At 67.7% G+C, this 25,578-nt stretch carries 23 protein-coding genes; 10 read left to right on the top strand and 13 right to left on the bottom strand.

The genetic code is table 11. The features are described from left to right. The first annotated feature begins 38 nt into the window (after positions 1 to 38). The gene (locus tag LXE91_RS31835; protein ID WP_039356828.1) at positions 39 to 905 is read left to right on the top strand and encodes an MOSC domain-containing protein; all 867 of its coding nucleotides are present in this window, start codon (positions 39 to 41) and stop codon (positions 903 to 905) included. 84 nt (positions 906 to 989) lie between these two features. On the opposite strand, the gene LXE91_RS31830 is transcribed toward LXE91_RS31835, so the two are convergent. The 3 genes from LXE91_RS31830 to LXE91_RS31820 form a co-directional block, all read right to left on the bottom strand. Then, positions 990 to 2,408, bottom strand: a complete 1,419-nt coding sequence (locus tag LXE91_RS31830) for a sensor histidine kinase (RefSeq protein ID WP_039356830.1) — start codon at positions 2,406 to 2,408, stop codon at positions 990 to 992. 181 nt (positions 2,409 to 2,589) lie between these two features. After that, positions 2,590 to 3,270: a response regulator gene (locus tag LXE91_RS31825; protein WP_039356833.1), complete on the bottom strand. Its 681-nt coding sequence runs from the start codon at positions 3,268 to 3,270 to the stop codon at positions 2,590 to 2,592. Between the two features lie 125 nt (positions 3,271 to 3,395). Then, positions 3,396 to 4,634 carry a multidrug effflux MFS transporter gene (locus LXE91_RS31820; protein ID WP_039356837.1) on the bottom strand — a complete coding sequence of 413 codons (1,239 nt, stop codon included), beginning with the start codon at positions 4,632 to 4,634 and terminating at the stop codon, positions 3,396 to 3,398. Between the two features lie 102 nt (positions 4,635 to 4,736). Between LXE91_RS31820 and pdxR the strand changes: the two genes are divergently transcribed. The 5 genes from pdxR (at position 4,737) to LXE91_RS31795 (ending at position 11,753) form a co-directional block, all read left to right on the top strand. After that, positions 4,737 to 6,227 (top strand): MocR-like pyridoxine biosynthesis transcription factor PdxR, encoded by a 1,491-nt coding sequence (gene pdxR, locus LXE91_RS31815; protein WP_039356840.1) that lies wholly within the window; start codon positions 4,737 to 4,739, stop codon positions 6,225 to 6,227. Positions 6,228 to 6,442: 215 nt separating this feature from the next. Then, the gene (locus tag LXE91_RS31810) at positions 6,443 to 7,543 is read left to right on the top strand and encodes an ABC transporter substrate-binding protein (protein WP_039356843.1); all 1,101 of its coding nucleotides are present in this window, start codon (positions 6,443 to 6,445) and stop codon (positions 7,541 to 7,543) included. 128 nt (positions 7,544 to 7,671) lie between these two features. Beyond that, on the top strand, positions 7,672 to 9,444 hold the full coding sequence (locus LXE91_RS31805) for an ABC transporter permease (protein WP_039356845.1): 1,773 nt from the start codon (positions 7,672 to 7,674) through the stop codon (positions 9,442 to 9,444). Further along, positions 9,437 to 10,504: an ABC transporter ATP-binding protein gene (locus LXE91_RS31800; protein ID WP_039356848.1), complete on the top strand. Its 1,068-nt coding sequence runs from the start codon at positions 9,437 to 9,439 to the stop codon at positions 10,502 to 10,504. Before LXE91_RS31805 ends, LXE91_RS31800 begins: the two co-directional genes overlap by 8 nt. 157 nt (positions 10,505 to 10,661) lie before the next feature. After that, positions 10,662 to 11,753, top strand: a complete 1,092-nt coding sequence (locus LXE91_RS31795; protein WP_039356851.1) for a porin — start codon at positions 10,662 to 10,664, stop codon at positions 11,751 to 11,753. A 180-nt stretch (positions 11,754 to 11,933) separates the two neighbouring features. Here the strand turns inward: LXE91_RS31795 and LXE91_RS31790 are convergent, their stop codons facing one another. Continuing rightward, positions 11,934 to 12,899 carry a quinone oxidoreductase family protein gene (locus LXE91_RS31790; protein WP_039356853.1) on the bottom strand — a complete coding sequence of 322 codons (966 nt, stop codon included), beginning with the start codon at positions 12,897 to 12,899 and terminating at the stop codon, positions 11,934 to 11,936. 46 nt (positions 12,900 to 12,945) lie between these two features. Then, positions 12,946 to 13,197 (bottom strand): hypothetical protein, encoded by a 252-nt coding sequence (locus LXE91_RS31785; protein WP_039356856.1) that lies wholly within the window; start codon positions 13,195 to 13,197, stop codon positions 12,946 to 12,948. Between the two features lie 95 nt (positions 13,198 to 13,292). Between LXE91_RS31785 and LXE91_RS31780 the strand changes: the two genes are divergently transcribed. Next, positions 13,293 to 14,084, top strand: a complete 792-nt coding sequence (locus LXE91_RS31780; RefSeq protein WP_039356859.1) for an AraC family transcriptional regulator — start codon at positions 13,293 to 13,295, stop codon at positions 14,082 to 14,084. Between the two features lie 81 nt (positions 14,085 to 14,165). Here the strand turns inward: LXE91_RS31780 and hpaI are convergent, their stop codons facing one another. The 7 genes from hpaI to LXE91_RS31745 all read right to left on the bottom strand — a co-directional run bounded on the left by hpaI (position 14,166) and on the right by LXE91_RS31745 (position 20,180). Continuing rightward, positions 14,166 to 14,972, bottom strand: a complete 807-nt coding sequence (gene hpaI / locus LXE91_RS31775; protein ID WP_039356863.1) for a 4-hydroxy-2-oxoheptanedioate aldolase — start codon at positions 14,970 to 14,972, stop codon at positions 14,166 to 14,168. Positions 14,973 to 14,984: 12 nt separating this feature from the next. Next, complete coding sequence (hpaH, locus tag LXE91_RS31770) at positions 14,985 to 15,788, bottom strand: 2-oxo-hept-4-ene-1,7-dioate hydratase (RefSeq protein WP_039356866.1); 804 nt, start codon at positions 15,786 to 15,788, stop codon at positions 14,985 to 14,987. 20 nt (positions 15,789 to 15,808) lie between these two features. Next, the gene (locus LXE91_RS31765) at positions 15,809 to 16,201 is read right to left on the bottom strand and encodes a 5-carboxymethyl-2-hydroxymuconate Delta-isomerase (RefSeq protein ID WP_039356869.1); all 393 of its coding nucleotides are present in this window, start codon (positions 16,199 to 16,201) and stop codon (positions 15,809 to 15,811) included. Between the two features lie 33 nt (positions 16,202 to 16,234). Beyond that, positions 16,235 to 17,083: a 3,4-dihydroxyphenylacetate 2,3-dioxygenase gene (gene hpaD / locus LXE91_RS31760; protein WP_039356872.1), complete on the bottom strand. Its 849-nt coding sequence runs from the start codon at positions 17,081 to 17,083 to the stop codon at positions 16,235 to 16,237. Between the two features lie 160 nt (positions 17,084 to 17,243). Further along, complete coding sequence (gene hpaE, locus LXE91_RS31755; RefSeq protein ID WP_039356875.1) at positions 17,244 to 18,707, bottom strand: 5-carboxymethyl-2-hydroxymuconate semialdehyde dehydrogenase; 1,464 nt, start codon at positions 18,705 to 18,707, stop codon at positions 17,244 to 17,246. Between the two features lie 22 nt (positions 18,708 to 18,729). Next, positions 18,730 to 19,494, bottom strand: a complete 765-nt coding sequence (locus LXE91_RS31750) for a fumarylacetoacetate hydrolase family protein (RefSeq protein WP_039356878.1) — start codon at positions 19,492 to 19,494, stop codon at positions 18,730 to 18,732. Further along, positions 19,491 to 20,180: a fumarylacetoacetate hydrolase family protein gene (locus LXE91_RS31745; RefSeq protein WP_039356879.1), complete on the bottom strand. Its 690-nt coding sequence runs from the start codon at positions 20,178 to 20,180 to the stop codon at positions 19,491 to 19,493. The genes LXE91_RS31750 and LXE91_RS31745 overlap by 4 nt, the downstream gene beginning before the upstream one ends. Positions 20,181 to 20,332: 152 nt before the next feature. On the opposite strand from LXE91_RS31745, the gene hpaR reads away from it, so the two are divergent. Beyond that, the gene (gene hpaR / locus LXE91_RS31740) at positions 20,333 to 20,773 is read left to right on the top strand and encodes a homoprotocatechuate degradation operon regulator HpaR (RefSeq protein ID WP_039356885.1); all 441 of its coding nucleotides are present in this window, start codon (positions 20,333 to 20,335) and stop codon (positions 20,771 to 20,773) included. A gap of 55 nt (positions 20,774 to 20,828) precedes the next feature. On the opposite strand, the gene LXE91_RS31735 is transcribed toward hpaR, so the two are convergent. Then, a complete protein-coding gene (locus tag LXE91_RS31735) occupies positions 20,829 to 22,040 on the bottom strand; it encodes an SDR family oxidoreductase (RefSeq protein ID WP_039356889.1) in 1,212 nt (403 codons plus the stop codon). Positions 22,041 to 22,693: 653 nt separating this feature from the next. Between LXE91_RS31735 and LXE91_RS31730 the strand changes: the two genes are divergently transcribed. Together LXE91_RS31730 and LXE91_RS31725 are read left to right on the top strand one after the other, a co-directional pair. Next, the gene (locus LXE91_RS31730; RefSeq protein WP_039356890.1) at positions 22,694 to 23,038 is read left to right on the top strand and encodes a DUF3564 family protein; all 345 of its coding nucleotides are present in this window, start codon (positions 22,694 to 22,696) and stop codon (positions 23,036 to 23,038) included. 422 nt (positions 23,039 to 23,460) lie between these two features. Further along, the gene (locus LXE91_RS31725; protein WP_039356892.1) at positions 23,461 to 25,359 is read left to right on the top strand and encodes a peptidoglycan D,D-transpeptidase FtsI family protein; all 1,899 of its coding nucleotides are present in this window, start codon (positions 23,461 to 23,463) and stop codon (positions 25,357 to 25,359) included. The last annotated feature ends 219 nt before the right edge of the window (positions 25,360 to 25,578 follow it).

Below are 25,578 nucleotides of genomic sequence, written 5' to 3'. Positions count from 1 at the left end.
CACAATCGCAGTCTCGCCATTCGCCTTCAGCCAGCGTCATGCCAGCCATCGCCGAACTCTTCGTCTATCCGATCAAATCCTGTGCCGGCATCGCGCTGTCGCGCGCGCAACTGCTCGAAACGGGCCTCGCGTACGACCGCCACTGGCTGATCACGGATCCGCAAGGACAGATGCTCACGCAGCGCACGCATCCGCGTCTCGCGCTGATCCGCCCGACGCTCGAGCACGATGCGCTCGTGCTGAACGCGCCGGGCATGCCGGAAATCCGCACGCCGCTCGACGGCGATGCGACGCCCGCCAACCCGAAGATGGCCGCGACCGTATGGCGCGACACCGTCGACGCGATCGACACGGGCGCTGAAACGGCCGCATGGTTCACCGAATTCCTCGGCTTGCCGACGAAGCTCGCGCGCTTCGGCGCCGACGCCCGCCGCGGCTGCGACCGCGATTGGACCAGCGACATCGATACGCATACGCAGTTCGCGGATGCGTATCCGCTGCTCGTGATCGGCCAGGCGTCGCTCGACGACCTGAACGTGCGGCTCACGGCGAAAGGCGCGCCGGCGATTCCGATGAACCGCTTCCGGCCGAACATCGTCGTGTCGGATCTCGACGCGTACGAAGAGGATTTCGTCGAGCACCTCGACGCCCGCGGTGAGACGCCGGTGCGGCTGCGCCTCGTGAAGCTGTGCACGCGCTGCCCGATGCCGACGATCGACCAGGTGAGCGGCGCGCCGAATCCGCAATGGCCGCACGAGCCGACCGACACGATGCAGACCTATCGCGCGAACCCGAACTACGGCGGTGCGCTGACGTTCGGCATCAATGCGATCGTTGTCGAAGGCGCGGGCACGTGGCTCGAAGTCGGCCAGTGGCTGGAAGCGGAGATCGGGTTCGGCGATTGAGCCGGGCGCGCGGAACCGCTCTCCCCCTTCACTCGCGGGAAGCCGCTACTCACGGCCAGCCGCTTCCCGCATCGCTGATTGCCATCACGCGGCGCGCGGCGCTGCGTCGTTCGCCGCCGACAGCCGGATCGTCACGACCAGCCCGCCACCGGCCGCATCCGAAAGCGTCACGCTGCCCTGATGCACGCGCGCGATCTCGCGCACGATCGACAGCCCGAGCCCGGTCCCTTCGACCGTCTGCGTCTTGCTGCCGCGATGGAAGCGCTCGAACACCGCATCCCGTTCGTCCGCCGGAATGCCCGGCCCGTTGTCGATGACGTCGAGCCGCGCGTGCTCGCCATCGCGCGACACGCGCACGGTAATCACCGCGCGATCGCCCGCATAACGGATCGCGTTGTCGATCAGGTTGCCGATCATCTCGCCGAGCAGGTCGGACTGCCCGTGCACGTCGATATCGGCCTCATGCTCGAAACCGAGATCGATGTCGCGCGCGCGGGCGACCGGCGACCAGTCGAGCGTCACGCTGCGCGCGAGACGATGCAGCGCGACCGGCTTGTGCGCGACCGCATGGCCGCTGTCCGAATCGAGCCGCGACAGCGACAGCAGTTGTTGGACGATCTTCGCAGCCTGCCGCACCGCACCGTTCGCACGCCGCAGGTGCCCGTTCGCGCGTGGCTGCTCGTCGGGCCGCAACGCGAGCTCGACGCCGGCCTGCACGGCCGCGAGCGGCGTCTTCAGTTGATGGGCCGCATCGGCGAAGAAGCGGCGCCGCGCGACCTGCATCCGCTGCGTGCGGCCGATGTACTGGTTGATCGACTCGACGAGCGGCGCGAGTTCGCTCGGCACCGCGCCGGTATCGAGCGGCGTCGTATCGTCCTCGCTGCGCGCAGCGACCGTCGCCGACAGCCGGCTCAGCGGCCGCAGCCCGCGCCCGACGCCGAGCCACACGATGCCGAGCGCCAGCACGACGAGCAATCCTTCCTGCAGCAGCGAGCCCACCAGGATCTCGCGCGCGAGCGCCTGGCGCGCCTCGATCGTCTCGCCGACCATCACCCACACGATGCGCGACTGCGCGGTCGGCACGTCGTGCACCGGGATGCGCAGCGCGGCCATCCGCAACTGCTCGCCGCGATAGACGACGTCGTAGTAACGCGTGACGAACAGCGCGCCGTCGCCCGCGTCGCGCCCTTGCGGCAGCGGCAGGTCCGGGTAGCCGGTGATCGTGTGGGCGTTGTCCTCGCGGATCAGGTAGTAGATCTTGCCGCCGTCGCTCGACTCGAGCATTTCGAGCGCGAGATACGGCAGGTCGACCTCGATCTCGCCGTCGTTGAGCCGCACGCCTTCGCGGATCGACTTCAGCGACGACGACAGCGTGCGGTCGAACGCGACGTGCGCGGCGCTCATCGCGCGCTGGTACGTGAGCCACGAGTCGAGCGCCAGCAGGCCGAGCAGCGGCAGCAGCAGCCACAACGCGACCTGGGCGCGCAGGTTCGGGCGGGTCACTCGGCCCCCCGCCAGGCCGCCCGACGGGACACCGCGGCGCATGCACCGCGCGCCTCTCCGCGCCCGCGCGGTCGGCCGTGAACGGCATGCGTGTCGTCGGCGGGCCGCGACCGTGTCGATCCAGCGTAGCGCGTCAACGCGTACACCGGTTCCGTGCAGAGCTCGTGAGCGCAGCGGCGGCTCATTCCGCCGTCTCCGCCTTCGCTTCCAGCAGATAACCGAGCCCGCGCAGCGTGACGATCGCGACGCCCGTGTTCTCGAGCTTCTTGCGCAGCCGGTACACGTAGATCTCGATCGCATCGGCATTGACCGACTCGTCGAGCCCGAAGATCTTCTCCGACAGCGTTTCCTTGTTGATCGCGCGGCCGTTGCGCAGGATCAGCACCTCGAGCACCGAGCGCTCACGCGGCGTGAGCGACAGCGGCTCGCCCGCGAGATGGAAGCTGCGGTCGATACTGTCGTACGAAAGCGGCCCGCACTCGACCCGCGAATGCTCGTGGCCGAGGCTGCGGCGGATCAGCGCGCGGGCGCGCGCCTCCAGTTCGGTCAGTTCGAACGGCTTCGCCAGATAGTCGTCGGCGCCGAGATCGAGCCCTTTCACGCGATCATCGACCGATCCGTGCGCGGTCAGGATCAGCACCGGCACCGGATTGCGGCGCGCGCGCAGCCGCCGCAGCACCTCCAGGCCGTCGAGCTTCGGCAGCCCGAGATCGAGGATCACCAGCGCGTAATCCTGTGTGCGCAGCACGTGATCGGCCGCCTCACCGTCCGCCATGTGATCGACCGCGAAGCGCGCCGCGCTCAGCGCGTCGTTCAGCGACTGGGCGAGGTTCGGATTGTCTTCGACGAGCAGCACACGCATGGGGATTCCGGTAAGGTCAGCGACAGGCCGCTACATTACATGATCCTTTCCATCGCGACGCCTCGCGGAAACACGGGTTGCGCCGCCCGCGCAGGCGCGCGTCGGCCGGGCCGTCGACCGATCGCTCAACGCTCGGCGGCAGGCCGGTTCGGCGTCGCGAAGCGCGAACCGTCGCCTGTGCGCCGCCGCTCGCGCAGGCCGACCGCCACCACCAGGAACGCGACGCTCGCACCGGCCGTGACGACGATCATCGGGCGCGCAGTGCCGTCCGACAGCCACGCCAGCACGCCGCCGCACGCGGCCGTGATCGCCATCTGGATAAAGAAGAACAGCCCGGACGCCGTCCCGGCGATCGTCGTGTACGGCTGCATCACCGCGAACTGGCAGGCCGGAATGGCGATCCCGACGGCGATCATCACGAAGAACATCGGGACGACCAGCGCCGCCACCGACGTCGGCGCGATCGCGCCGCCGATCCACAACACGATGGCGCTGGCCAGATTGACGCCCGCCGCCGCAGCGATGACCGAATCGGCCTTCCAGCGGGTGCCCGTCCGTGCGAACAGGTTCGAGCCGATCAGGTAGCCGAGCACGGTCAGGCCGAAGATGGCCGCATACACCGGGCCCGATACACCGCGTTGCCGCTGGAACAGCGTCGACGATTCCGCGATGAACGGGTAATACGTGCAGTACGCGAAACTGATGGCGAGCGAGTAGCGCAGGAAACTGCGTTCGCGCAGCAGGCCAGCGTACGTACGCAGGAGGCCCCTGCCCCGCGCCGGCCGTGCGTCGCGTTCGCGGGTCTCCGGCAGGTAGCGCAGCACCATCGCCGTGGCGACCAGACCTCCCGCCGCCAGCAAACCGAACACGCCGCGCCAGCCGAGCCCCTCGGCCACCGCGCTGCCGGCCAGCGGCGCAAGCACCGGCGACAGCGCCATGCCGGCCGAGATCCGGCCGAGCATCGTGGCCTGCATCGCGGTCGGGAAACGCTCGCGCACGATTACCCGCCCGATCACCGTTCCGCTGCAGCCGCCCAACGCCTGGAAGATGCGCGCGGCGACGATCGCCGTCACGCTGGTCGACCACGCGCACGCAACGCTCGCGACCACGTAGAGGCACAGGCCGCCGAGCAGGACGGGACGGCGGCCGTAACGGTCGGACAACGGCCCCGACACCAGCATCGACAGCGCGTAGCCGACCATGTAGAGCGTCAGCGTGAGTTGCAACTGGGCGTCGGTGCCGTGCAGCGCGTCCGCCATCGCCGGCAGCGACGGCAGGTACGCATCGATCGTGACGCGCGGCAGGCACACGACGAGCATCAACAGGAACAGCCAGCCCCACTGGGGTAATGAACGCGTTTTCATGCGGTGAGCCCGTCTCCGGTCGGATTGATGTGGTCGACAGCAATCTAGGATCAAAGTGATATAAGCTGAAGCGCCATTAAATCCATAATCGACTAGACCACTATGCCGCGAGGCAAAACCGCGATTCCGCTTGACCTGCCGTGCCCGGCGGGGCTGTCCATGGGCAGTCCGCAATCGAAACAGGAGTGCATCGCCGACGCGCTGCGCGACGCGATCCTGAAGCGCCTGCTGCCCGGCGACAGCCCGTTGCCGTCCAGCCGCACGCTCGCCGCGCGCTGGGGCGTCGCCCGGGGGACCGTCGAAGCGGCGTACGACCGGCTGTGCTCCGAGGGCTACATCGCCCGCACGCAAGGGTCCGGATCGAGGGTATGCGCGGTGGTGCCGGACAGCTATCTGCGCGCGGCCACGCAATCGCGCGACACCAACGGCCTTCCCCCTTCCGGCGCACGCCCCGCGCCGGTACGCCCGACCGACGACGCCGTGCCGGAACAGGGCGTGCGTCCGGGCGTCCCGTTCGTCGCGCGGCTTGCCGATCCCGGCCTGCTGCCGATGCAGCAATGGAAGAAGGCGCTCGGAGCCAGCCTGCTGGCCGCGACCGCGAACGACCTCGGGGCCACGCCGGCGCAAGGCGTCGAGAGCCTGCGCAATGAAATCGCCGCGTACCTGCGGGAATACCGCGGCATCCCGTGCGACGCCGGCGACATCTTCATCACGACCGGCATCCGGCATTCGATCGATCTCGTCGCGCGCACGCTGCTCACGCCCGGCTCGACGGTGCTGATGGAGGATCCCGGCTATGTGTCGGCATGGCAGATCTTCACGATCGCGGGCGCGACCGTGCTCGACGTGCCGGTCGATCGCGAAGGCATCGACACGGCGTCGCTGGAGCCGCATCCCGATGCACGCGCGGCCTACGTGACGCCGGCCCATCAGGCGCCGCTGGGTGTGACGATGTCGGTGTCGCGACGGCTCGAACTGCTCGACTGGGCGCAGCGCACCGGCGCATGGATCATCGAGGACGACTACGACGGCGAATTCAGCTACCAGACCGCCCCGCTGCCCGCGCTGAAATCGCTCGATGCGTGCGACCGCGTGATCTACTGCGGCTCGTTCAACAAGACGCTGTTCTCGGGGCTGCGCATCGGCTTCATGGTCGTGCCGGCGGAATTGCGGCCGGCGCTGTCGGCCGTGTGGCATGCGACCGCGCGCTCGGTCGGCGTGGCGCCCCAGCTGGCGCTGGCCCGCTTCATCGGCCACGGCGATTTCGCGAAGCACCTGCGCGCCGCGCGTCACGCGTACCGCCAGCGGCGCGACATCGTGCTCGATCAGTTGGCGAAACACGCGGGCGGACGGTACACGGTGTCCGGTGAGCACGCGGGCTTTCATTTCGTGCTGTGGCTGCCGCCCGGGATGGACGACGCGACTTATGTCGCGAGGGCCCGGGCGGACGGTATCGAATTGCAGCCGATCCGCGGATTCTGTCGAAGCGCCCGGTGCGAAGCGGGTGTCGTCGTCGGGTATTCGGCGCTGACGGCCGCGCACGCGCGCCTCGGCGGCCGGCTGCTCGGCAAGCTGCTCGCGCAACCCGCCTGACCGCCCCCGCACGCTTGCCGCGCCCGCCGGCAACCCCGCTTCCCGCCCTTTCCGGATCGCGCCGAGCGCTGCAAAGCGCGCGGCCGCCGCTTCGACCTCGGGAAATCCATGACACGAACGACACGATTGTGAACACAAATGAAAGCGGGTTGAAAGTTCCCCGCAATTAACATCCGCTCCACTCGAACAACACCTAGACGTAACTGGAGGAAGACATGCCGTTTGCACCGAAGCACCTCGCCGCCGCGCTGGCGGTCGTTCTGGGCACTGCCGCCGGCAGCGCCGCCGCGCAGGTTCCGGCCGGGTATCCGGGGAGCTACCAGGGCGTGATCGACGCCGCGAAGAAGGAAGGCAAGCTGATCGTCTACTCGACGACCGACACGGGCCTCGTGCGCCCGCTGATCAAGGACTTCGAAAGCCTGTACGGCGTGAAGGTCGAGTACAACGACATGAACAGCACCGAGCTGTACAACCGCTACATCAGCGAGAACGCGGCGAGCAGCACCAGCGCCGACGTGCTGTGGAGCTCGGCGATGGACCTGCAGGTCAAGCTCGTCAACGACGGCCTGATGGCGTCGTACGATTCCCCCGAAAGCGCGAACCTGCCGCAATGGGCGCAATACCAGAAGCAGGCGTACGGCACGACGTTCGAGCCGCTCGCGATCGTCTACAACAAGCGCCTGATCCCCGAGAACGAAGTGCCGAAGACGCGCGCCGAGCTGATCAAGCTGCTCGCGTCGCAACCGGACAAGTTCAAGGGCAAGCTCACGACGTACGACGTCGAGAAATCCGGCGTCGGCTTCAACGCGCTGACGCAGGACGCGCACCTGAACGAGAAGGTCACGTGGGAACTCGTGAAGGCGATCGGCGCGACCGGCCCGAAGCTGCAGTCGAGCACGGGCGCGATGATGGAGCGCATCTCGTCGGGCGAGAACCTGATCGGCTACAACATCTTCGGATCGTACGCGTACGCGAAGGCCAAGAAGGACAAGTCGATCGGCTACGTGTTTCCGAGGGACTACACGCAGGTCGTGAGCCGCCTCGCCACCATCTCGAAGAAGGCGAAGAATCCGAATGCCGCGAAGCTGTGGGTCGACTACCTGCTGTCGAAACGCGGCCAGACGCTGATCGCGAACCAGGCCAACCTGTATGCGATCCGCACGGACGTGACCGGCGAAACGTCGGCTGCGGGCCTCACGAAGGAACTCGGAGATTCGCTGAAGCCGATCCAGATCGGCACCGGCCTGCTCGTCTATCTGGACCAGTCGAAGCGGCTCGCGTTCCTGAAGCAATGGCAGCAGGCGATCAAGGGCTGATTCGCTGAATCGCTGATCCGCTGATCGGCTTCGGCCGGCCAATGGCCGCCCGCCACGTCGCGCGGGCGGCCCCTTCCCCATACCGACTTCCTAGAGGCGGCCATCCGGATGGCCGCAGGGGCGAACTCATGCTTTCAACCAGCACACGCGGCACGGCACCGGCCGTTCCGCCCGCCACCGGCCCGCGCGGCGCGATTCCCGCGCTGCCGGTCAGCAGCCTGCAGCCGCTCGCCGGCATGCTGCGCTGGATCGTCGTCGCGGTACTGACCATCGCGGTCGCGCTGCCGCTCGGCTTCATCCTGTTCCAGAGCCTGCTGTCCGCGCCGTTCTTCGATGCGAACAAGACGCTCGGCATCGAGGGCTTCCGTTTCGTCTTCAGCGATCCCGATTTCTGGTCGGCCGTGAAGAACTCGTTCATCATCGCCGGCGGGATGCTGTTCATCTCGATCCCGCTCGGCGGCATCCTCGCGTTCCTGATGGTGCGCACCGACCTGCCCGGCCGCCGCTGGCTCGAACCGCTGCTGCTCACGCCGGTGTTCGTGTCGCCGATGGTGCTCGCGTTCGGCTACGTGGTCGCGGCCGGCCCGGTCGGCTTCTACTCGGTGTGGTTCAGGGAACTGTTCGGGGTGCAGAACGTACCATGGAACGTGTACTCGGTCTTCGCGATCACGGTGATCGTCGGCCTCACGCACGTGCCGCACGTGTACCTGTACTCGTCGGCCGCGCTGCGCAACCTCGGCTCGGACGTCGAGGAAGCCGCGCGCGTGACGGGCGCCCGCCCGTTCCGCGTCGCGCTCGACGTGAGCCTGCCGATGACCATGCCCGCGCTGCTGTTCGCCGGCGTGCTGGTGTTCTTCCTCGGCTTCGAGGTGTTCGGGCTGCCGCTCGTGCTCGGCGACCCGGAAGGCCACCTCGTGCTCGCGACCTACCTGTACAAGCTGACGAACAAGCTCGGCGTGCCGTCGTATCACTTGATGGCCGCGGTCGCCGTGTGCATCGTCGCGATCACGTTCCCGCTCGTGCTGCTGCAGCGCCGCCTGCTGAAGACGGCCAACCGCTTCGTCACCGTGAAGGGCAAGGCCGGCCGCGCGACGGTGCTGCCGCTCGGCGTGTGGCGCTGGGTGGCGCTCGCGATCGTCGCACTGTGGCTGATGCTGACCGTGATCGTGCCGATCTCCGGCATCGTGCTGCGCGCGTTCGTGACCAACTGGGGCGAAGGCGTCGCGCTCGCCGAAGTGCTGACGCTGGCGAACTTCATCGAGCTGTTCGAGCAGGACAACCTGGTGCGCGCGATCGTCAACACGCTCGGCATCGGCGTGATCGGCGGCGCGCTCGCGATCGGCTTCTACTCGCTCGTCGCGTTCGCCGGCCACCGCCGCCCCGACTGGGCGACGAAGCTGCTCGACTACCTCGTGCTGCTGCCGCGCGCGGTGCCCGGCCTGCTCGCCGGCCTCGCGTTCCTGTGGATCTTCCTGTTCGTCCCGGGCCTGCGCGAGTTGAAGAACTCGATGTGGAGCATCTGGATCGCGTACACGGTCGTGTGGCTCGCATACGGGATGCGGCTCATCCAGAGCGCGCTGCTGCAGGTCGGCCCCGAGCTCGAGGAAGCCGGCCGCAGCGTCGGCGCCACGCGCAGCCGCGTGTCGCTCGACGTGACGCTGCCGCTCGTGCGCTTCGGCCTGCTTGCCGCGTGGCTGCTGATCTTCATGATCTTCGAGCGCGAATACTCGACGGCCGTCTACCTGCTGTCGCCCGGCACCGAAGTGATCGGCGCGCTGCTCGTGTCGCTGTGGGCGACCGGCGCCGTCGACCAGGTTGCCGCGCTTTCTGTCATCAACATCGCGATGGTCGGCGCCGGTCTCGGCGTGGCCCTGCGCTTCGGAGTGAAACTTCATGGATAAGCTCATCGTCGACGATCTGCACCTCAGCTACGGCGCCAATCCGATCCTCAAGGGCGTGTCGTTCGAACTGAAGGCCGGCGAAGTCGTGTGCCTGCTCGGTGCGTCGGGCAGCGGCAAGACCACGCTGCTGCGCGCGGTGGCCGGACTCGAACAGCCGTCCGACGGCCGCATCCAGCTCGACGACCGCGTGTTCTTCGACGGCGCGAACCGCGTCGACCTGCCCGTCGAGCAGCGCTCGCTCGGGCTCGTGTTCCAGTCGTACGCGCTGTGGCCGCACCGCACCGTCGCCGACAACGTCGGTTACGGGCTGAAGCTGCGCCGCGTCGCACCGGCCGAGCAGAAGCGCCGCGTGCAGAGTGCGCTCGACCAGCTCGGCCTCGGCCATCTCGCGGAGCGCTTTCCGCACCAGCTGTCGGGCGGCCAGCAGCAGCGCGTCGCGATTGCGCGCGCGCTCGTCTACAACCCGCCGGTGATCCTGCTCGACGAGCCGCTGTCGAACCTCGACGCGAAGCTGCGCGAGGAAGCGCGGGCATGGCTGCGCGAGCTGATCGTGTCGCTCGGGCTGTCGGCCCTGTGCGTGACGCACGACCAGACCGAGGCGATGGCGATGTCCGACCGCATCCTGCTGCTGCGCAACGGCCGCATCGAACAGGAAGGCACGCCGGCCGAACTGTACGGCGCGCCGCGCTCGCTGTACACGGCCGAATTCATGGGCAGCAACAACCGGATCGATGCTCGCGTCGCAGCCGTACACGGCGAGCGCGTCACGCTCGCCGGCGACGGCTGGGAACTGCAGGCGCTCGCCCGCGACACCTTCGCGCCGGGCCAGGACGCGCAGGCCGTGATCCGCCTCGAGCGCGTGCAGGTCGCCGACGGCCCGGGCGCGAACCGGCTGCAGGCCGATCTCGTCACGTCGATGTATCTCGGCGACCGCTGGGAATACCTGTTCCATTGCGGCGAAATGCGCCTGCGCGCGTTCGGCCATGTGCCGCGCACGGCCGGCAAGCACTGGATCGAATTCCCGGCCAACGACTGCTGGGCGTTCGCGAAAGCGGGCTGACCCGATCGCGGCGGCTCGCGCGCCGCCGCGCAGGCAGTCAGGCGCGCATCCGTTTGCAACTCGCATCGGCGGACGCTTCATGGCGCCCGCCGATGGCGCGCCACATACACGTTTTCTGCTTCACCCCGCCTAAAACAACCACGGAGACACCGTCAAAATGAAGTCACGCGCAGAACGTTCCATTCGAACAGTAGTCCTCACCGGTTCGGCTGCGGCCGCCTGCCTCGCCGCGCCTGTCGCACACGCGCAGTCGTCGGTCACGATCTACGGGATCATGGACGCCGGCATCGAATTCGCGAACCATGCGGCGCCGGAGGGCGGCAATTCCGTCAAGCTCAAGTCGGGCAACAAGAACACGTCGCGCTGGGGCTTGCGCGGCGTCGAGGATCTCGGCGGCGGGCTGAAGGCCGTGTTCCGGCTCGAAAGCGGGATCGACCTCGCGAACGGCGCGTCCGACGACGGCCCGGACTCGATCTTCGCGCGCCGCGCGACGGTCGGCCTGAAAGGCAAATGGGGCGAAGTGACGCTCGGCCGCAACTTCACCGTCACGTACGACTACATGATGCCGTTCGACCCGATGGGTTATTCGCAAAACTATTCATGGGCATCGTCGTCGATGGCGACCGGCGGGCGCAAGGACGGCATCTTCTCGCGTTCATCCAACGCCGTACGCTACGACGGCGAATTCAGCGGCTTCAAGTTCGGCGCGCTGTACGGCTTCGGCAACGTGCCCGGCAGCGTGAAGACCAGTTCCAAGTATGATTTCGCGCTCGGCTACGAAACCGGCCCGTTCGCCGCCGTCGTCACGTTCGACCGGCAGAACGGCGCCGCCGACAGCGTCACGCCGGCCGATACCGTCAACTATATCCAGGGCATCCATGCCGGCCTGAGCTACGACTTCGGCAACCTGAAGACGATGGCCGGCTACCGCAACTACAAGCGCACGCATCGTACGAGCGCCGCGAACCAGTTGAGCGACATGTATTGGGTCGGCGGCTCATACCAGTTCACGCCGACGTTCTCGTTGATCGGCGCCGTGTATCACCAGAACATCAAGGGCGGCACGGATGCCGATCCGACGCTCGTGTCGATGCGCGCGCAATACGCGCTGTCGAAGCGCACGGTGCTGTACGCAGCCGGCGCATTCGCGATCGGAAAGCATGGGCAGAAGGTCGGTGTGTCGCGCGACGTCAATGGATACGGCACCACGCAGGTCGGGGTGACGGCGGGGATTCAGCAGCGGTTCTGAGGCTGACGAAGGGCGGCGGCGCACGCGTTGCGTGCCGCGTCTCCGGCTCGCTCGCGACGGGCCGCCCTGCACTGGGTTGTTGCACGAAGCGTGCTCGCCGGCCCATCGGAATCCTGAAGAGAAACGCTTGCGCAAACGGTGCCCGCCGTGCGTTCGGCCACGCGGTGCGCCGCCGCTTCCTCATCTGCCCTCGCCCATCGTGAACACCAACCGCACGACGCTGTTCGCATCGCCCCAATGTTCACCGACCGCCGACAGCGGCACCGTGCGCGTGTCGATCGTGAGGCCAGCCTCCCCGGCCGCGTCGAATACGCCTCGCACCGAGGCCAGCAGGCGCGGCATCGACACACTGCCGAGGCCGCTACCCATCAGCTCGATCGCGGTCGCCCGCAACACCGCGCCCGGCAGCAGCACGTCCGCACCGCCGATCGAGCCGATCTGCACGAAACGCAGCCGCCGGCCATCGGGGGTCGCCTTCGCGGCGGCAACCAGTAGCGTCTGCGCGCTGCTCCCCCACAGATAGTCGAGCACGACATCCACGCCGGCGCGGAAATGCGGCTCGAGCGCACGCGCCAGATGCACATCGTCCTGCTGCAACGACACGACGGCATCCGCGCCCGCGCTCAGCAGCGCCTGCAGCGCCGCCGCGTTGCGGCCCGTCGCGATCACTATCGCGGCACCGAGATGCTTCGCGATCCGAACCGCCAGCCGCCCCGACGTACCCGTCGCGCCGTTGACGAGCACCGTCTCGCCCGCGACGAGCCGCGCACGCTCCGTCAGCGCGGCCCACGACGACATCCCGGGAATCGCGATCGCCGCGGCCGTCACGTCGTCGAGCCCGTCGGGCAGCGGCACGCACCGCGTATCGGGCACGATCGTGCGCTCGGCCATCGCACCGAACGGTGCGGGTGCGCCGAAGAAATAGACGCGCTGCCCGTCGTCGAAGCGGCCGACGCCGTCGACGCCGACGACGAACGGATAACGCCCGTCCGACGAGTAATGCGTGCCGGACGCCCGCCCCTGCGCGATCCGGCTCAGCGCGGACGCCGTCACGTCGATCAGGCGGTGGCCCGGCATCGCGCGCGGCGCGTCGAATTCCATATGGACGGGACGCGCGCCGGCGCCCGTCACGACTGCTGCTTTCATGGTGACTCCTTGAATCGGGGGTCTCGGTCGACGATCGCGACGCGCGTCATCGCGCATCGAGCCATGCACGCAGCGCGGGATCGCGTACGTCCAGCACGTCGAACAGGCCTAGGGCACGCAACGCGGGCAATGCATCGATCGTGTCGGCTTCCGCGCGCGCCCGGTCGGCGGGCGCGGCGTTCGGGTCGGTCAGCACCCGCGCATTGACCAGGAACGCGCCGACGGTCCCCTTGCGGATCGTCGTTCCGTCGGTTTCGATCCGGTCGGCATGGTCGGGAAGCATCTGTTCGGCTCGCATCGTGTCGTACTCCGGTTGTCATCGATGGACGCAGTGTAGGCATGCGAATCCGGCCGATCTCCGGTATAACAGCCATTCGATACCGATATCCGGCCATGTCCGATCCGCTCCTGCCCGCCCGATTCGTCACGTCCGACGACGGCCCGTTCGTCGTCGCAGCCGTCCTGTCGCAACGCGACCCACGCGTGACGCCACCCCACTCGCATGCGCGTGGCCAGCTCGTCGGCGCGCTGAGCGGGCTGCTGACGATCGGTCTCGACGACCAGGACTGGGTCGTGCCGGCGATCCACGCGATCTGGATTCCGCCGCATTGCCGGCATTCGCTGCACTCGTTCGGGCCGATTTCCGGCTGGTCGGCGTTCGTCGCCGAAGCACGCTGCGCGGCGCTGCCGGATACGCCGCGTGCGATCCGCACGACGCCGCTGCTGCGCGAGGCCGTGCAGCGCGCGGCGAGTTGGGATGGTGCGGCACTGGATGCCGCGCAGGCGCGGATCGCCGATGTGATTCTCGATGAAATTGCGTCGTCGGAAGTCGAGGCGCTTGGGCTGGTACGGCCGCAGGACCCGCGGCTGATGAGGATTACCGATGCACTTGCCGCGGACCTCGCGGACAACCGGCGGCTGGAGGAATGGGCCGAATGGGCGGGCATCAGCGCGCGGACGATGAGCCGCCGCTTCGTCGCGGAAACGGGGCTGACGTTCGCGCAGTGGCGTCAGCAGGCCAGGCTGCTGCGCGCCCTGGAGCGCATTGCCGACGGCGTGCCGGTGACGACGATCGCGCTCGATCTCGGGTACGACAACGTGAGCGCGTTCATCGACATGTTCCGGCGCGCGTTGGGGACGACGCCGGGGAGGTATATGGAAACAGGGCGCCGTGGAGAAGAATAAGCGAGGCGACCTGCAGAGGTGAAACCGTCGTGCGGAAGGCTGGCGCCCGGTAGACGGAAAACGCCAGCCGCCGCCATTGGGTCAATACGTCCCGTCGCCCTTCTTCAAGGCCGTGCCACCGTTCCCCTTGAACTGCGCGGCCAACCGCTCCGCACTCCTCGCCAGCAGCGTCGTATCGACACCGACCGCGACGAACAACGCCCCCGCTTCCAGATAGCGACGCGCGGCCGCCTCGTCTGCGCTCAGAATGCCCGGCGCCTTGCCGGCCGCCTTGATCGACCGAATCGCGCCGTCGATCGCGGCCTGCACGTCCGGATGCCCCGGATTGCCGAGATGCCCGAGATCAGCAGCGAGATCCGCCGGCCCGATGAACACGCCGTCCACCCCTTCGACCCGCGCAATCGCATCGATCGCCTCGAGCCCCGCCCGCGTCTCGACCTGCACGAGCACGGCCATTTCGTCGTTCGCACGATGCAGGTAGTCACCGACGCGATTCCACCGCGACGCACGCGCGAGCGCACTGCCCACGCCACGAATCCCATGCGGCGGATAACGCGTCGCCGCCACCGCCGCGCGCGCCTCGTCGGCGCTCTGCACCATCGGCACCAGCAACGTCTGCGCGCCGAGGTCGAGCACCTGCTTGACGATCACCGGATCGTTCCACGGCACGCGCACGACCGGATGCGACGGATACGGCGCGATCGCCTGCAGTTGCGCGAGGATCGTCGGCACCGTGTTCGGCGCATGCTCGCCGTCGATCAGCAGCCAGTCGAAACCGGCGCCCGCGACCACCTCTGCGCTGTACGGATTCGCGAGCCCGAGCCACAGCCCGACCTGCGCGTCGCCACGCGCGAGCGCGGTCTTGAAGACATTCGAAGGAATCTGCATCGTTCGCTTACCTCATTCGAAGTAGCACTGGATCGTCCCGAGCGGGCCGTAGTCGACGCTGAACGTATCGCCCGGGCGTGCCGCGCACGGCCGCGTGAACGAGCCGCCGAGCACGATCTGCCCGGGCTCCAGTGCGACATCGAAGCGCGCCAGCCGGTTCGCGAGCCACGCGACGCCGTTCGCCGGATGGTTCAACACACCGGCCGCGACGCCCGTTTCCTCGACCACGCCGTTGCGCGACATGATCGCCGCGACCCAGCGCAGGTCGACGTCCTGCGGCTTCACGGGCCGCCCGCCGATCACGACGCCCGCGTTCGCCGCATTGTCGGCGATCGTGTCGAACACCTTGCGCGGCCGTTTCGTGTCGGGGTCGATCGACTGGCTGCGCGCGTCGATGATCTCGAGCGCCGGCACCACGTAGTCGACCGCGTCGTACACGTCGAAGATCGTGCAGTCCGGGCCGGTCAACCGCTTGCCGAGCACGAACGCGAGCTCAACCTCGACGCGCGGCACGATGAAGCGGCCGGTGGGAATCGTGCCGCCGTCGGCGAAGAACATGTCGTCGAGCAGTGCGCCGTAGTCGGGCTCGTCGATCTGCGACGTGTTCTGCATCGCCTTCGACGTCAGGCCGATCTTGTGGCCCTTCAGCGTGCGGCCTTCCGCGAGCTTGAGGGCGACCCACGTGCGCTGGATCGCATACGCGTCGTCGATCGTGATGTCGGGGTGGTCGAGCGAGATCTGGCGGATCTGCGTGCGCTCGCGCTCGGCGTCGTGCAGACGCCGCGCAAGCTGGTCGATGATGGCGGGTTCGAGCATGGTCGGATCGGGAATGGGGTTCAGCCTGCCCGCTTGTAGCGGGCATGGATGTTGTTGTGCTTGTACGAGCCGCTTTCGCTGAACTCGGTCAGTTCCATCGACAGCGCCAGGTAGCGTTTCGCATAAAGTGCCGCGAAATGCGCCTTGATTGCGTCGAACAGTGCGTCGCACGCGGCCTTTTTCTGCTCGTCGGTACGGCCCGAGCCGATCTTGAGCGTCACGTGGACGAACGCGTCGTCCTCCGTGCCGTCGGCCACGCAATAGTCCTGCAGCTCGATCGCGCGCGAGCGGATGCCGCCCGTCGGGAACACGCCGCCCTGCGCGATCAGCGTGGCATTGATCGTGCGCAGCAGCGCGGGAATGCGCGCGTCGTCGCGAATGTTCGCGGTGTACTCGACGACGATATGGGGCATGGCTGGTCTCCTGTCGAAGGCGTGGCGCAGCGTTCAGGACAACGGAAAGATCGCATTGATCTGCCCGGTGCCCGAACTTGCAAAGTAGTCGGTGACGATCTCGACAGGCTTGTCGTAGCGATCCCAGCCGAGCAAGCCGAGCAGCATCGCCGTGTCGTGCATCCCGCCTTCGCCGTGGCAATGCGTGTTGTACTCGGGCAGCATCGCGCAGAAGGTCTTGAAATCGCCCTGCTTCCACAGCTCGACCACGCGCAGGTCGACCTGCCGGAAGAATTCGCGGCTGATCTCGTGAATCGATTCCTCGGGGCTGCCGTTGTCGTTGAAACGATGCGACAACGAACCGCTCGCGAGAAACGCGACGTTCGAATCGCTCTTCTCGATCGCTTCGAGCAGCGCCTCGCCGAAGCGCCGGCTTTCGTCGAGCTGATGCCACATGCACCAGCCGGCGATCGACACGACCTTGAAGTGCTGGTCGGCGTTCATGTAGCGCATCGGCACGAGCGTGCCGTATTCGAGTTCGAGGCTGTCGATCTCGTGCGCGCGGGTCGCGATCCCGCGCTCGGTGGCCGTCTCGGCGATCAGCCGGCCGAGCGCCGGGTTGCCCGGATAGGCGTACTGCATGTCGCGGATGAAATGCGGCAGCTCGTTGCTCGTATACGTGCCCGAGAATTGCGCATTGCAGTTCACGTGATAGCCGGCGTTGACGAGCCAGTGCACGTCCGACACGACGATCGTGTCGACGCCGAGCGCGCGGCAGCGCTCGCCGATCAGTCGATGGCCGCGGATCGCCGCTTCGCGGCAGCCGTGATGCCTGCCGGGCAATTCCGACAGGTACATCGACGGCACGTGCGTGATCTTCGCGGCGAGGGACAGTTTGCCCATCGTTCAAGTCTCCTGTCGGTTGGAGTTAGCGCTTTAGCGCTTACTCCAACCCCATGCTTCGCGGTCGGTTGGAGTTAGCGCTTTAGCGCTTACTCCAACCCCATGCTCGGCCGGCGTGCCGGCCAAAGAATCATTCGCGCTGCCGGACGCCCCGCGCCCGTCACACGCCCCAGCGCGGAATGTGGTGCGAACCCATCGAGATGCACACGTTCTTGATCTCCGCGAACACCTCGAAACTGTACTCGCCGCCCTCGCGCCCGGTACCCGATTCCTTCACGCCGCCGAACGGCTGGCGCAGGTCGCGCACGTTCTGGCTGTTCACGAACACCATCCCGGCCTCGATGCCGCGCGCGAGACGATGCACCTTGCCGACATCCTGCGTCCAGATGTACGAAGCCAGCCCGTACGACGTGTCGTTCGCGAGCCGCAGCCCTTCTTCCTCGTCTTCGAACGGAATCAGGCACGCGACCGGCCCGAAGATCTCTTCCTGCGCGACGCGCATCCGGTTGTCGACGTCGGCCAGCACGGTCGGCCGCACGAAGTTGCCGTTGCGCAGATGGTCGGGCAGGCCCGCCGGCTTGTCCGCGCCGCCCGCGACCACGCGCGCGCCTTCCTGCTCGCCGATGCGGATATAGCCCGTCACCTTCTCCCAGTGCTGGCGCGTGATCATCGCGCCGAGGTTCGTGGCCGGATCGGACGGATCGCCGACCACCAGATTGTTCGCGCGGCGCGCGAATTCCTGCACGAAACGGTCGTAGATCGTGCGCTGCACGAAGATCCGCGAGCCGGCCGTGCAGCGTTCGCCGTTGATCGAGAAAATCGTGAACAGCGACGCATCGAGCGCGCGGTCGAAATCGGCATCGTCGAAGATCAGCACCGGCGACTTGCCGCCAAGCTCCATCGAATACTTCTTGAGACCGGCACGCTCCATGATCCGCTTGCCGGTCACCGTGCCGCCCGTGAACGACACCGCACGCACGTCCGGATGGCGCACGAGGGCATCGCCGGCCGTCGCGCCATAGCCCTGCACCACGTTGAGCACGCCCGGCGGAATGCCGGCTTCGAGCGCGAGGCGGCCGAGCTGGTCGGCCGTCAGCGGCGACAGTTCCGACATCTTCAGCACGGCCGTGTTGCCGAGCGCGAGACACGGCGCCGTCTTCCAGGTCGCGGTCATGAACGGCACGTTCCACGGCGACACCAGCGCACACACGCCAACCGGCTGGTACAGCGTGTAGTTCAGCATCTGGTCGTCGACCGGATAGGTGCGGCCGTTCATCTGCACGCACACTTCCGCGAAGAAGTTGAAGTTCTCGGACGCGCGCGGAATCAGCTGCTTGCTCGTCTGCGCGATCGGCAGACCGGTGTCCTGCGTCTCCAGCGCCGCGAGCATCGGCACGTTCTTCTCGATCAGCTCGCCGAGCTTGCGCATCAGCTTCGCGCGCTCCTTGGCGGGCGTGCCCGCCCATTTCGGGAACGCTTCCTTCGCGGCGCGCACGGCCGCATCGACTTCGGCCTCGCCGCCCGATGCGACGTCGGTGATGACTTCGCCCGTCGCGGGATTCAGCGTCGTGAACCTCTCGCGGCTCTCGACTTCCCGGCCGTCGATCCAGTGCTTGATGGTCATGCTCTCTCCTTGGGCGACGGGCTCAGCCGGCGCGATAGTAGTCTGCTTCGCCGACGATCGTGTTCACGAGCCGGCCAATCCCTTCGATCTCGGTCACGACCTCGTCGCCCGGCTTCGTGTCCGCCAGCCCCTCGGGCGTGCCGGTCAGGATCAGGTCGCCCGGCGAGAGCGTCATGAAGCCGCTGATGTGTTCGATCAACGCCGGCACGTCGAAGATCATGTCGCGCGTGCTGCCGCGCTGCGTCTCCTGGCCGTTCACCGTCGTGCGCAGTGTCAGGTCGCCCGCATCGCCGATCTCGTCGCGGCTCACGAACCACGGCCCGAGCGGCGTGCAGGTGTCGCGGTTCTTCACGCGCAGGTTCGGGCGGTAGTAGTTCTCGAGATAGTCGCGGATCGCGTAGTCGTTCGCGACCGTATAGCCGGCCACGTAGTCGAGCGCCTGCGCGCGGCTCACGTTGCGCGCGGGCCGGCCGATCACGACGGCCAGCTCGCACTCGTAATGCATGTGGGTGGCATCCGCCGGGCGCACCGTGCGCGACCGGTGGCCGATGAACGTGTTCGGCCCCTTCAGGAAGATCAGCGGCTCGCTCGGTGCCTTGAACGCGAGTTCCTTCGCGTGGTCGGCGTAGTTGAGCCCGAGCGCGAACGTCGTGCGCGGCGCGACGGGCGGCAGCCATTCGACGCCCTCTTCCGCGACGACGCGCCCCGTATCGAGGCGGATCGCACCGTCGCCGGCCGGTTCGGCCGCATGCAATGCGCCGTTGTAGATCACGCGCGCCGTCTTCATCGTGCCTCCTCCGCCATCAGCGTGTGCCGCAGCGTGCCGATGCCCGCCGCGGCGATCTCGATCGTGCTGCCCGCGCGGGCGCGCGGCGCGCCGCCGGCAACGCCGAGCAGCAGGACATCGCCCGCGTCGAACGACATGAAGGCCGTCACGTCGGCGATCAGCTCGCGCACCGGGCGAATCAGCGTGGCCGTCGAAGCGGACACGGCCACCTCGCCGTCGATCCGCACGGTCAGGCCGATCGCGTCGACGTCGTCGAGCGCGGCAACCGGCACGATGGCCGGGCCCAACGGGCAGAAACCGTCGCGGCACTTGAAGCGCACGGCCGGGCGGTAGTAGTCGGGATGCGGTACCGACACATCGCTTGCGAGCGTGAAGCCGTGCACATGGTCGAGCGCCCGTTCGGCCGGTACGCGCGTCGCGCGGCGGGCGAACACGACGGCCACCGACGCGCCGATCTCCAGCGCGTCGACGCCGGCCGGCACGACGACGGCCGCGCCGTCGCTCGCGTGCGTGTTGGCGGGCTTGATGTACAGGATCGGCGCCTGCGGCGGGCGGCCGTAAGGCGGTGCGTTCACGGCATCGCCGAGCGCGTCGAGCGCCGCGCGCTCGTTGAGCAGCGCACCGTAGACGGTGCCGATGGCGACCGGCAACGGCGGCGCCGCGGCGGTCGTGCAAGACAGCTCCATGCGTCATTCCCCTGCCGCGCGTCGCGGCGCATCGTCAATAGTTAATATCTTAAGTAAACAATCGAACGCTGGCAACCTCGATTACCCTGATAGGCGAAATTCACTACCCGCGGCTGTTAAGATTGATGCGTCCCCGTCCTCTGCTCTCCCCGATGAACCGTACGCTCGACCACCGCAACCTGGCCATGCTGCTGCTCGAGGCCCGCGAAACGCTGATGGGTCTGTTTCGTCCCATTCTCAAGGAATTCGCGCTGACCGAACAGCAATGGCGGATCATCCGCGTGCTCGACGGCGAACCGGCGCAGGCGCTCGAGGCGGGACAGATCGCACGGCGCTGCTGCATCCTGAGCCCGAGCCTCACGGGTGTGCTGGAACGGATGGAGCGCGACGGCCTGATCACGCGCACGCGCGCGCAGGAAGATCAGCGCCGGCTGTTGGTCAGCCTGACGCCGCAAAGCAGGAAACTGGTCACGGAAATCGGTCCGCGGATCGACGAGCAGTACCGGCAGCTCGAATCGCGATTCGGCCAGGACGGCCTCGAAGACATCTATCGCGCGCTCGACCGGCTCATCGAGCTCGGCGGCAACACGTGAAAACGGCGCCCATTCCTGCCAGCTGCGGGAACGGGCGCCGGTGCAGTGCGGGCGATCAGTGCACCGCGCCGCGCATCAGTTCGGTCACGGCCACGCCACGCGACGTGCGCATGCACTCCTCCACGTAATCGATGAACGGCAACGGCTCGAAATCGATTTCGTCGCGCACGCGGCGGTTGTCGAACACGCGATCGACCGTCGCGAATTCCCCGCAGCGCTGCAGTGCCCGGCCGATCACGCGTTCGAGTGCCGGATCGGTCCGCCCGAGCACATCGCGCACCACGAGCGGCAACTCGGCCGGCGCACACGCGGCGTAGCGCGGCGCGCCCGTCATCCCCGCCGCCTCGTCCATCGCCCGCACGATCTGCGCGACCTGCGGCGCCTCGTCGCCGGCCGACACGTGATACAGGTCGTGCGCGAGCGTCGGCTTGACGGCCAGCAGCATCGTCGCACGCGCCACGTCGTCCACCGACACGATGTCGATGCGCGTCATCGGCCGCGCGGTGAAGCGGCGCGCGGCATGCGCGAGCCGGAACATCCAGAACGAATTCGGCGCGGGCCGCGTGCCGAGCACCGTGTGGCCGACCACATGCGACGGCCGCACCACGACGAGCGGCAACCCGAGCGCCCGCAGCCGCTGCTCGGTCTCGGCCTTCGCATGCAGGTAGTCCGCCGCGAGCACCGCACCCGGCAAGCCTTCGTCGTCGCGCGCGACGTCGTTCGCCGCGTCGGCCGCGGCTTGCTCCTGCACGATCCCGCCGCGGCCTGCATGCGCATAGGCCGTGCCGACGTACACGAAGCGTTGCAGGCGCGGCGCCCGGGCGAATCGTTCGGCGAAGCGCACCGCATCGGCGATGTCGGCCCGCAGGTGCGCGCCGTCGGCCGGCGACGCATGGCCTGCGCAATGAATCACGTGCGTCGCGGCGGCGAGGCGCGGCGCGTCGGCGCCCTGCCACACGTCGCCGAGCGCACCGACGATCACGTTCGCATCGGTCAGGCGCGATGCCCAGTACGGCGCCAGCCCCGCGCGCAGCGCCGCTTCGCGCAGCCGCGCGACGGCGTGGCCGCGATCCTGCGCGCGCACGACACAGACGATGCGGTCGAGCAGCCCCGCATTGACGAGCGCCGTCAGTACGGTACTGCCGATGAAGCCGGTTGCGCCGGTCAGCACCAGCCGCCCGACGTTCGCCGCCGCGACCGGTGCGCTGGCCGGCGACACGAGGCTCGTCCGCCAGTTGAGCGACAACGCGGTTTTCCAGATCAGCACGATAGTCTCCTTCGAAGAGTCGGCCGGGCGGCGCGACGCCCGCGGTTGCGGGCTGCGCACGGCTCACCGGCCGGGCCGGGGCCTGACGCGCGCCCCGGCAGTCCCGATCGGGCGTGCGGCCCGCGATCGCGTCGATCGCGTCTCTGGCACGAGGCGGCGGCAGCCGCCGAGGACGGGCGTCCGCGGCACTGGATCGGGAAGATCCCAGTGTGGGGCCCGACCGCAGGCAAGTCTGTCCCGAAAGTTTCGTGAAAGTGTGCCGATTTGTATGGGATTGTCGGAGTGTGTCGTACCGGGCGCACCGTCAACATGCCGCAGCATCCGGTCGGCCCGCGTTCCGACGGTGCGGTCCCGCCCCGGTCGCCCCGGTTTCCCCCGGTGGGTCATGCGCGACAGATCGACGCGCCTCGCGGCCATGTCGTCCCATGTCTCGATGATCGGCCCTCCTCTCATCGGCACCGCGATCGCCGCTGCGCGCGTGTTTGCGGGTGCTCCGTCGGCATGACCATGAATCGTCAGACGTCGTTCCATCTGAAACCGCAATGAACTCAATTCGGATTTATTGCGGATTATCACTTGCGTTTCACACCAGTCTATCTAGACTGATCAAGTCAAAACGGTCGAATGTGTCATTTTTTTAGGAGACGATCACAATGCGCCTCACCATTCGGATTAATGGCAGCGAGTCGGCAACCCGGCAAGCCTTCGCGGTACTGTGGGTCGATACCGACGAGGGCCTGTGGTCGCGCGAGGCACATCAAGGCCTGGATCTTCCGACCTGGGGCAAGGTCCGCGACGTCGAGGGCGCAATGGCGCTCTGCGCGGCCGACGGCGGGAATGCCGTGTGCCAGTTGAAGGGTCTGTCGTTCGGTGCGACCCAGCGCGAACAGGGCCCTGCGGTGCTCGCCGGCAATCACCCCGGCGCGTGGCGACTGCAGGCTGTCGATCGCTGCACGAGCGAGCCGGAATACCGGGAATTCATTTCCGTCGCCCGATAGAAATTACCGATGTAATTCGTCTGCGGTTTTCGGGTTTATTCCGGTTTCAATGATATTCATTTCGATATTCAGCATTAACGACGCCCCAATGCGGGGCGTTTTTCATTTTCCGGTTTAAAGAAATAATCGCGTGCCGGTCAATTGATCGCACACCGGGAAGGATCAGTATCGATCCGTACCTGAAATCGTGCGCCCCCCCGATCTGCACGTCACGAATCCCCGAGTCTCATCGTCTGCTGCTTCGGCGAAATGTCGCTTCCGCCGCACCATTCCCTTCCCGTTTTCCACCCCGTGTCAGCGCGCCGATACCCGCTTTTTCTCGGGGCCGGAACATACTTTCCCCACACGGCGTTTACTCATTTATTACAATCGCATTATCCAGACTGACTCACCGCCCTCGGGCGGCCCGACCCGGCCATTGCATGAGCGTGAAAAAGAAGACCCACCCCGCCGATCCGTACGCGGCCGCGACCAAGAATCCGATGCTTGCATCGCGCCTGCCGATGTGGCGCTCGAAGCTGATCGTGATCCTCGTGTTCCTCGCGTTCGCCGCGCTGATCGGCCGCGCCTTCTGGGTGCAGGTCGCGAACAAGGAGTTCTACGTCGGCCAGGGCCAGAAGCGCTACCAGCGCACGATCGAGCTCGACGCGACGCGCGGGCGCATCGTCGATCGTAACGGCGCGATGCTTGCCGTCAGCCTGTCGACCTATGAAATCTGGGCGAACCCGAAACAGGTCGCCGACACCGACTACCCGCAGATCTCGAAGCTGCTCGACATGCCGCTCGCCGAGGTCAAGCGGCGCCTCGGCAACGACAAGACGTTCGTGCTGCTCAAGCGGCAGGTCGACGCGGACACCGCGGGCAAGCTCGACAAGCTCGCGATCGACGGCATCACGCAGATCGCCGATTCGAAGCGTTTCTACCCGGAAGGCGAATCGGCCGCGCACGTGGTCGGATTCACGAACGTCGAGGACAAGGGGCAGGAAGGCGTCGAGCTCGCGGCGAATGCGCGCCTGGTGGGCACGTCCGGGCAGCGCGAGGTGATCCGCGACCGGCTCGGCCGCATCGTGTCGGACACGCGCCCGCTCGTCCCGGCGCAGCACGGCGCGACGATCGAACTGACGATCGACCGCCGCATCCAGCAGCTCGCGTTCAGCCAGCTCAAGGCGGCCGTGGTCGAGAACAACGCGGTGGCCGGCAGCGTCGTGGTGCTCGACGCGCAGAACGGCGAGATCCTCGCGCTCGCGAACTACCCGACCTTCGACCCGAACGACCGCGCGCGCCTCACCGGCCAGCAGTTGCGCAACCGCGCGGTGATCGACACGTTCGAGCCGGGCTCGACGATCAAGCCGCTCGTCGTCGCGCTGTCGATCGACGAGCGCAAGGTCACGCCGAACACGATCATCAACACGTCGCCGGGCACCTACAAGATCGGCCCGGCCGTGATCCACGACACGTCGAATCACGGGTCGCTGACGGTGTCGCAGGCGCTGCAGAAGTCGAGCAACGTCGCGCTCGCGAAGCTCGCCTTGAACCTGCCCGCCGAAACGATCTGGAACAAATACCAGGAATACGGGATCGGCCGTGCGCCGGAACTGACGTTCCCGGGCGTCGCGTCGGGCCGGCTGCGCGGCTACAAGCGCTGGCGGCCGATCGAGCAGGCGACGATGGCGTACGGCTACGGCCTGTCGATGTCGCTGCTGCAGATCGCGCAGACCTACACGGCCTATGCCGGCGACGGCACGCTGCACCCGGTGTCGCTGCTGAAGAACGGCACCGACCAGCAGACGATCGACGCGCATCGCGGCCACCGCGTGACGTCGCCGCAAACGGCCGCGGCGATCCGCTCGATGCTCGAGATGGCGGTCGGCGAAGGCGGCACGGGGCGCCGCGCGCGCGTCGACGGCTACCGGATCGGCGGCAAGACGGGTACCGCGCGCAAGCAGGTCGGCGCGACCTACGCGAAGGGCAAGTACCGCGCGCTGTTCGCCGGGATGGCGCCGATGAGCAACCCGCGCCTGATCGTCGCGGTGATGATCGACGAGCCGCGCGGCAAGGGCTATTACGGCGGCACCGTGGCCGGCCCGGTATTCGCGTCGGTCACCAGCGGCTCGCTGCAGTTGCTCGGCGTGCCGCCCGACGCGCCGGTCGAGCCCGAGAAGACACCGCCGGCAAAGGCCGTTGCGCCGCAAAGGACGGTGGCTGCACCGAAAGCGGCGGCGACGCCGGCAAAAACGGCCGCTGCGCCGAAAAGCACTGTACCGCTGAAGACTGCCGCGCCGTCAAGAGCGACGGCGCAGGCAAACACGGCGGCGGGGTGATCGGCTCAGCCCGCGCGACGCGCCGCCGTCCCGGCGCGCGCGTCACGCTCCAACGGCCTCGTCGCCGCCTCAGACTTCCCCGTCATCGGGCACCGTCACTCTTCTCAGGAACGCCGCGCATCATTTGAGCGTTCCCGCCGCCGCCTCCTGCCATTTTTCGCGCGGCGGCCCGCCCGAGCCGCCGCGCCCTGCCCGGCGCGCGGCGCGATGCCGCGCGCC

The organism is Burkholderia contaminans, assembly GCF_029633825.1.
Lineage (GTDB): Bacteria > Pseudomonadota > Gammaproteobacteria > Burkholderiales > Burkholderiaceae > Burkholderia > Burkholderia contaminans.
This window is presented reverse-complemented; position numbering and strand designations above follow the sequence as displayed.

Bases quoted from the DNA above. Each gene is read 5' to 3' on its own strand.
- LXE91_RS31835 (WP_039356828.1), top strand. From the start codon at position 39: ATGCCAGCCATCGCCGAACTCTTCGTCTATCCGATCAAATCCTGTGCC.
- LXE91_RS31825 (WP_039356833.1), bottom strand. From the start codon at position 3,270: ATGCGTGTGCTGCTCGTCGAAGACAATCCGAACCTCGCCCAGTCGCTG.
- LXE91_RS31820 (WP_039356837.1), bottom strand. From the start codon at position 4,634: ATGAAAACGCGTTCATTACCCCAGTGGGGCTGGCTGTTCCTGTTGATG.
- pdxR (WP_039356840.1), top strand. From the start codon at position 4,737: ATGCCGCGAGGCAAAACCGCGATTCCGCTTGACCTGCCGTGCCCGGCG.
- LXE91_RS31810 (WP_039356843.1), top strand. From the start codon at position 6,443: ATGCCGTTTGCACCGAAGCACCTCGCCGCCGCGCTGGCGGTCGTTCTG.
- LXE91_RS31805 (WP_039356845.1), top strand. From the start codon at position 7,672: ATGCTTTCAACCAGCACACGCGGCACGGCACCGGCCGTTCCGCCCGCC.
- LXE91_RS31800 (WP_039356848.1), top strand. From the start codon at position 9,437: ATGGATAAGCTCATCGTCGACGATCTGCACCTCAGCTACGGCGCCAAT.
- LXE91_RS31795 (WP_039356851.1), top strand. From the start codon at position 10,662: ATGAAGTCACGCGCAGAACGTTCCATTCGAACAGTAGTCCTCACCGGT.
- LXE91_RS31790 (WP_039356853.1), bottom strand. From the start codon at position 12,899: ATGAAAGCAGCAGTCGTGACGGGCGCCGGCGCGCGTCCCGTCCATATG.
- LXE91_RS31785 (WP_039356856.1), bottom strand. From the start codon at position 13,197: ATGCGAGCCGAACAGATGCTTCCCGACCATGCCGACCGGATCGAAACC.
- LXE91_RS31780 (WP_039356859.1), top strand. From the start codon at position 13,293: ATGTCCGATCCGCTCCTGCCCGCCCGATTCGTCACGTCCGACGACGGC.
- hpaI (WP_039356863.1), bottom strand. From the start codon at position 14,972: ATGCAGATTCCTTCGAATGTCTTCAAGACCGCGCTCGCGCGTGGCGAC.
- hpaH (WP_039356866.1), bottom strand. From the start codon at position 15,788: ATGCTCGAACCCGCCATCATCGACCAGCTTGCGCGGCGTCTGCACGAC.
- LXE91_RS31765 (WP_039356869.1), bottom strand. From the start codon at position 16,201: ATGCCCCATATCGTCGTCGAGTACACCGCGAACATTCGCGACGACGCG.
- hpaD (WP_039356872.1), bottom strand. From the start codon at position 17,083: ATGGGCAAACTGTCCCTCGCCGCGAAGATCACGCACGTGCCGTCGATG.
- hpaE (WP_039356875.1), bottom strand. From the start codon at position 18,707: ATGACCATCAAGCACTGGATCGACGGCCGGGAAGTCGAGAGCCGCGAG.
- LXE91_RS31750 (WP_039356878.1), bottom strand. From the start codon at position 19,494: ATGAAGACGGCGCGCGTGATCTACAACGGCGCATTGCATGCGGCCGAA.
- LXE91_RS31745 (WP_039356879.1), bottom strand. From the start codon at position 20,180: ATGGAGCTGTCTTGCACGACCGCCGCGGCGCCGCCGTTGCCGGTCGCC.
- hpaR (WP_039356885.1), top strand. From the start codon at position 20,333: ATGAACCGTACGCTCGACCACCGCAACCTGGCCATGCTGCTGCTCGAG.
- LXE91_RS31730 (WP_039356890.1), top strand. From the start codon at position 22,694: ATGCGCCTCACCATTCGGATTAATGGCAGCGAGTCGGCAACCCGGCAA.
- LXE91_RS31725 (WP_039356892.1), top strand. From the start codon at position 23,461: ATGAGCGTGAAAAAGAAGACCCACCCCGCCGATCCGTACGCGGCCGCG.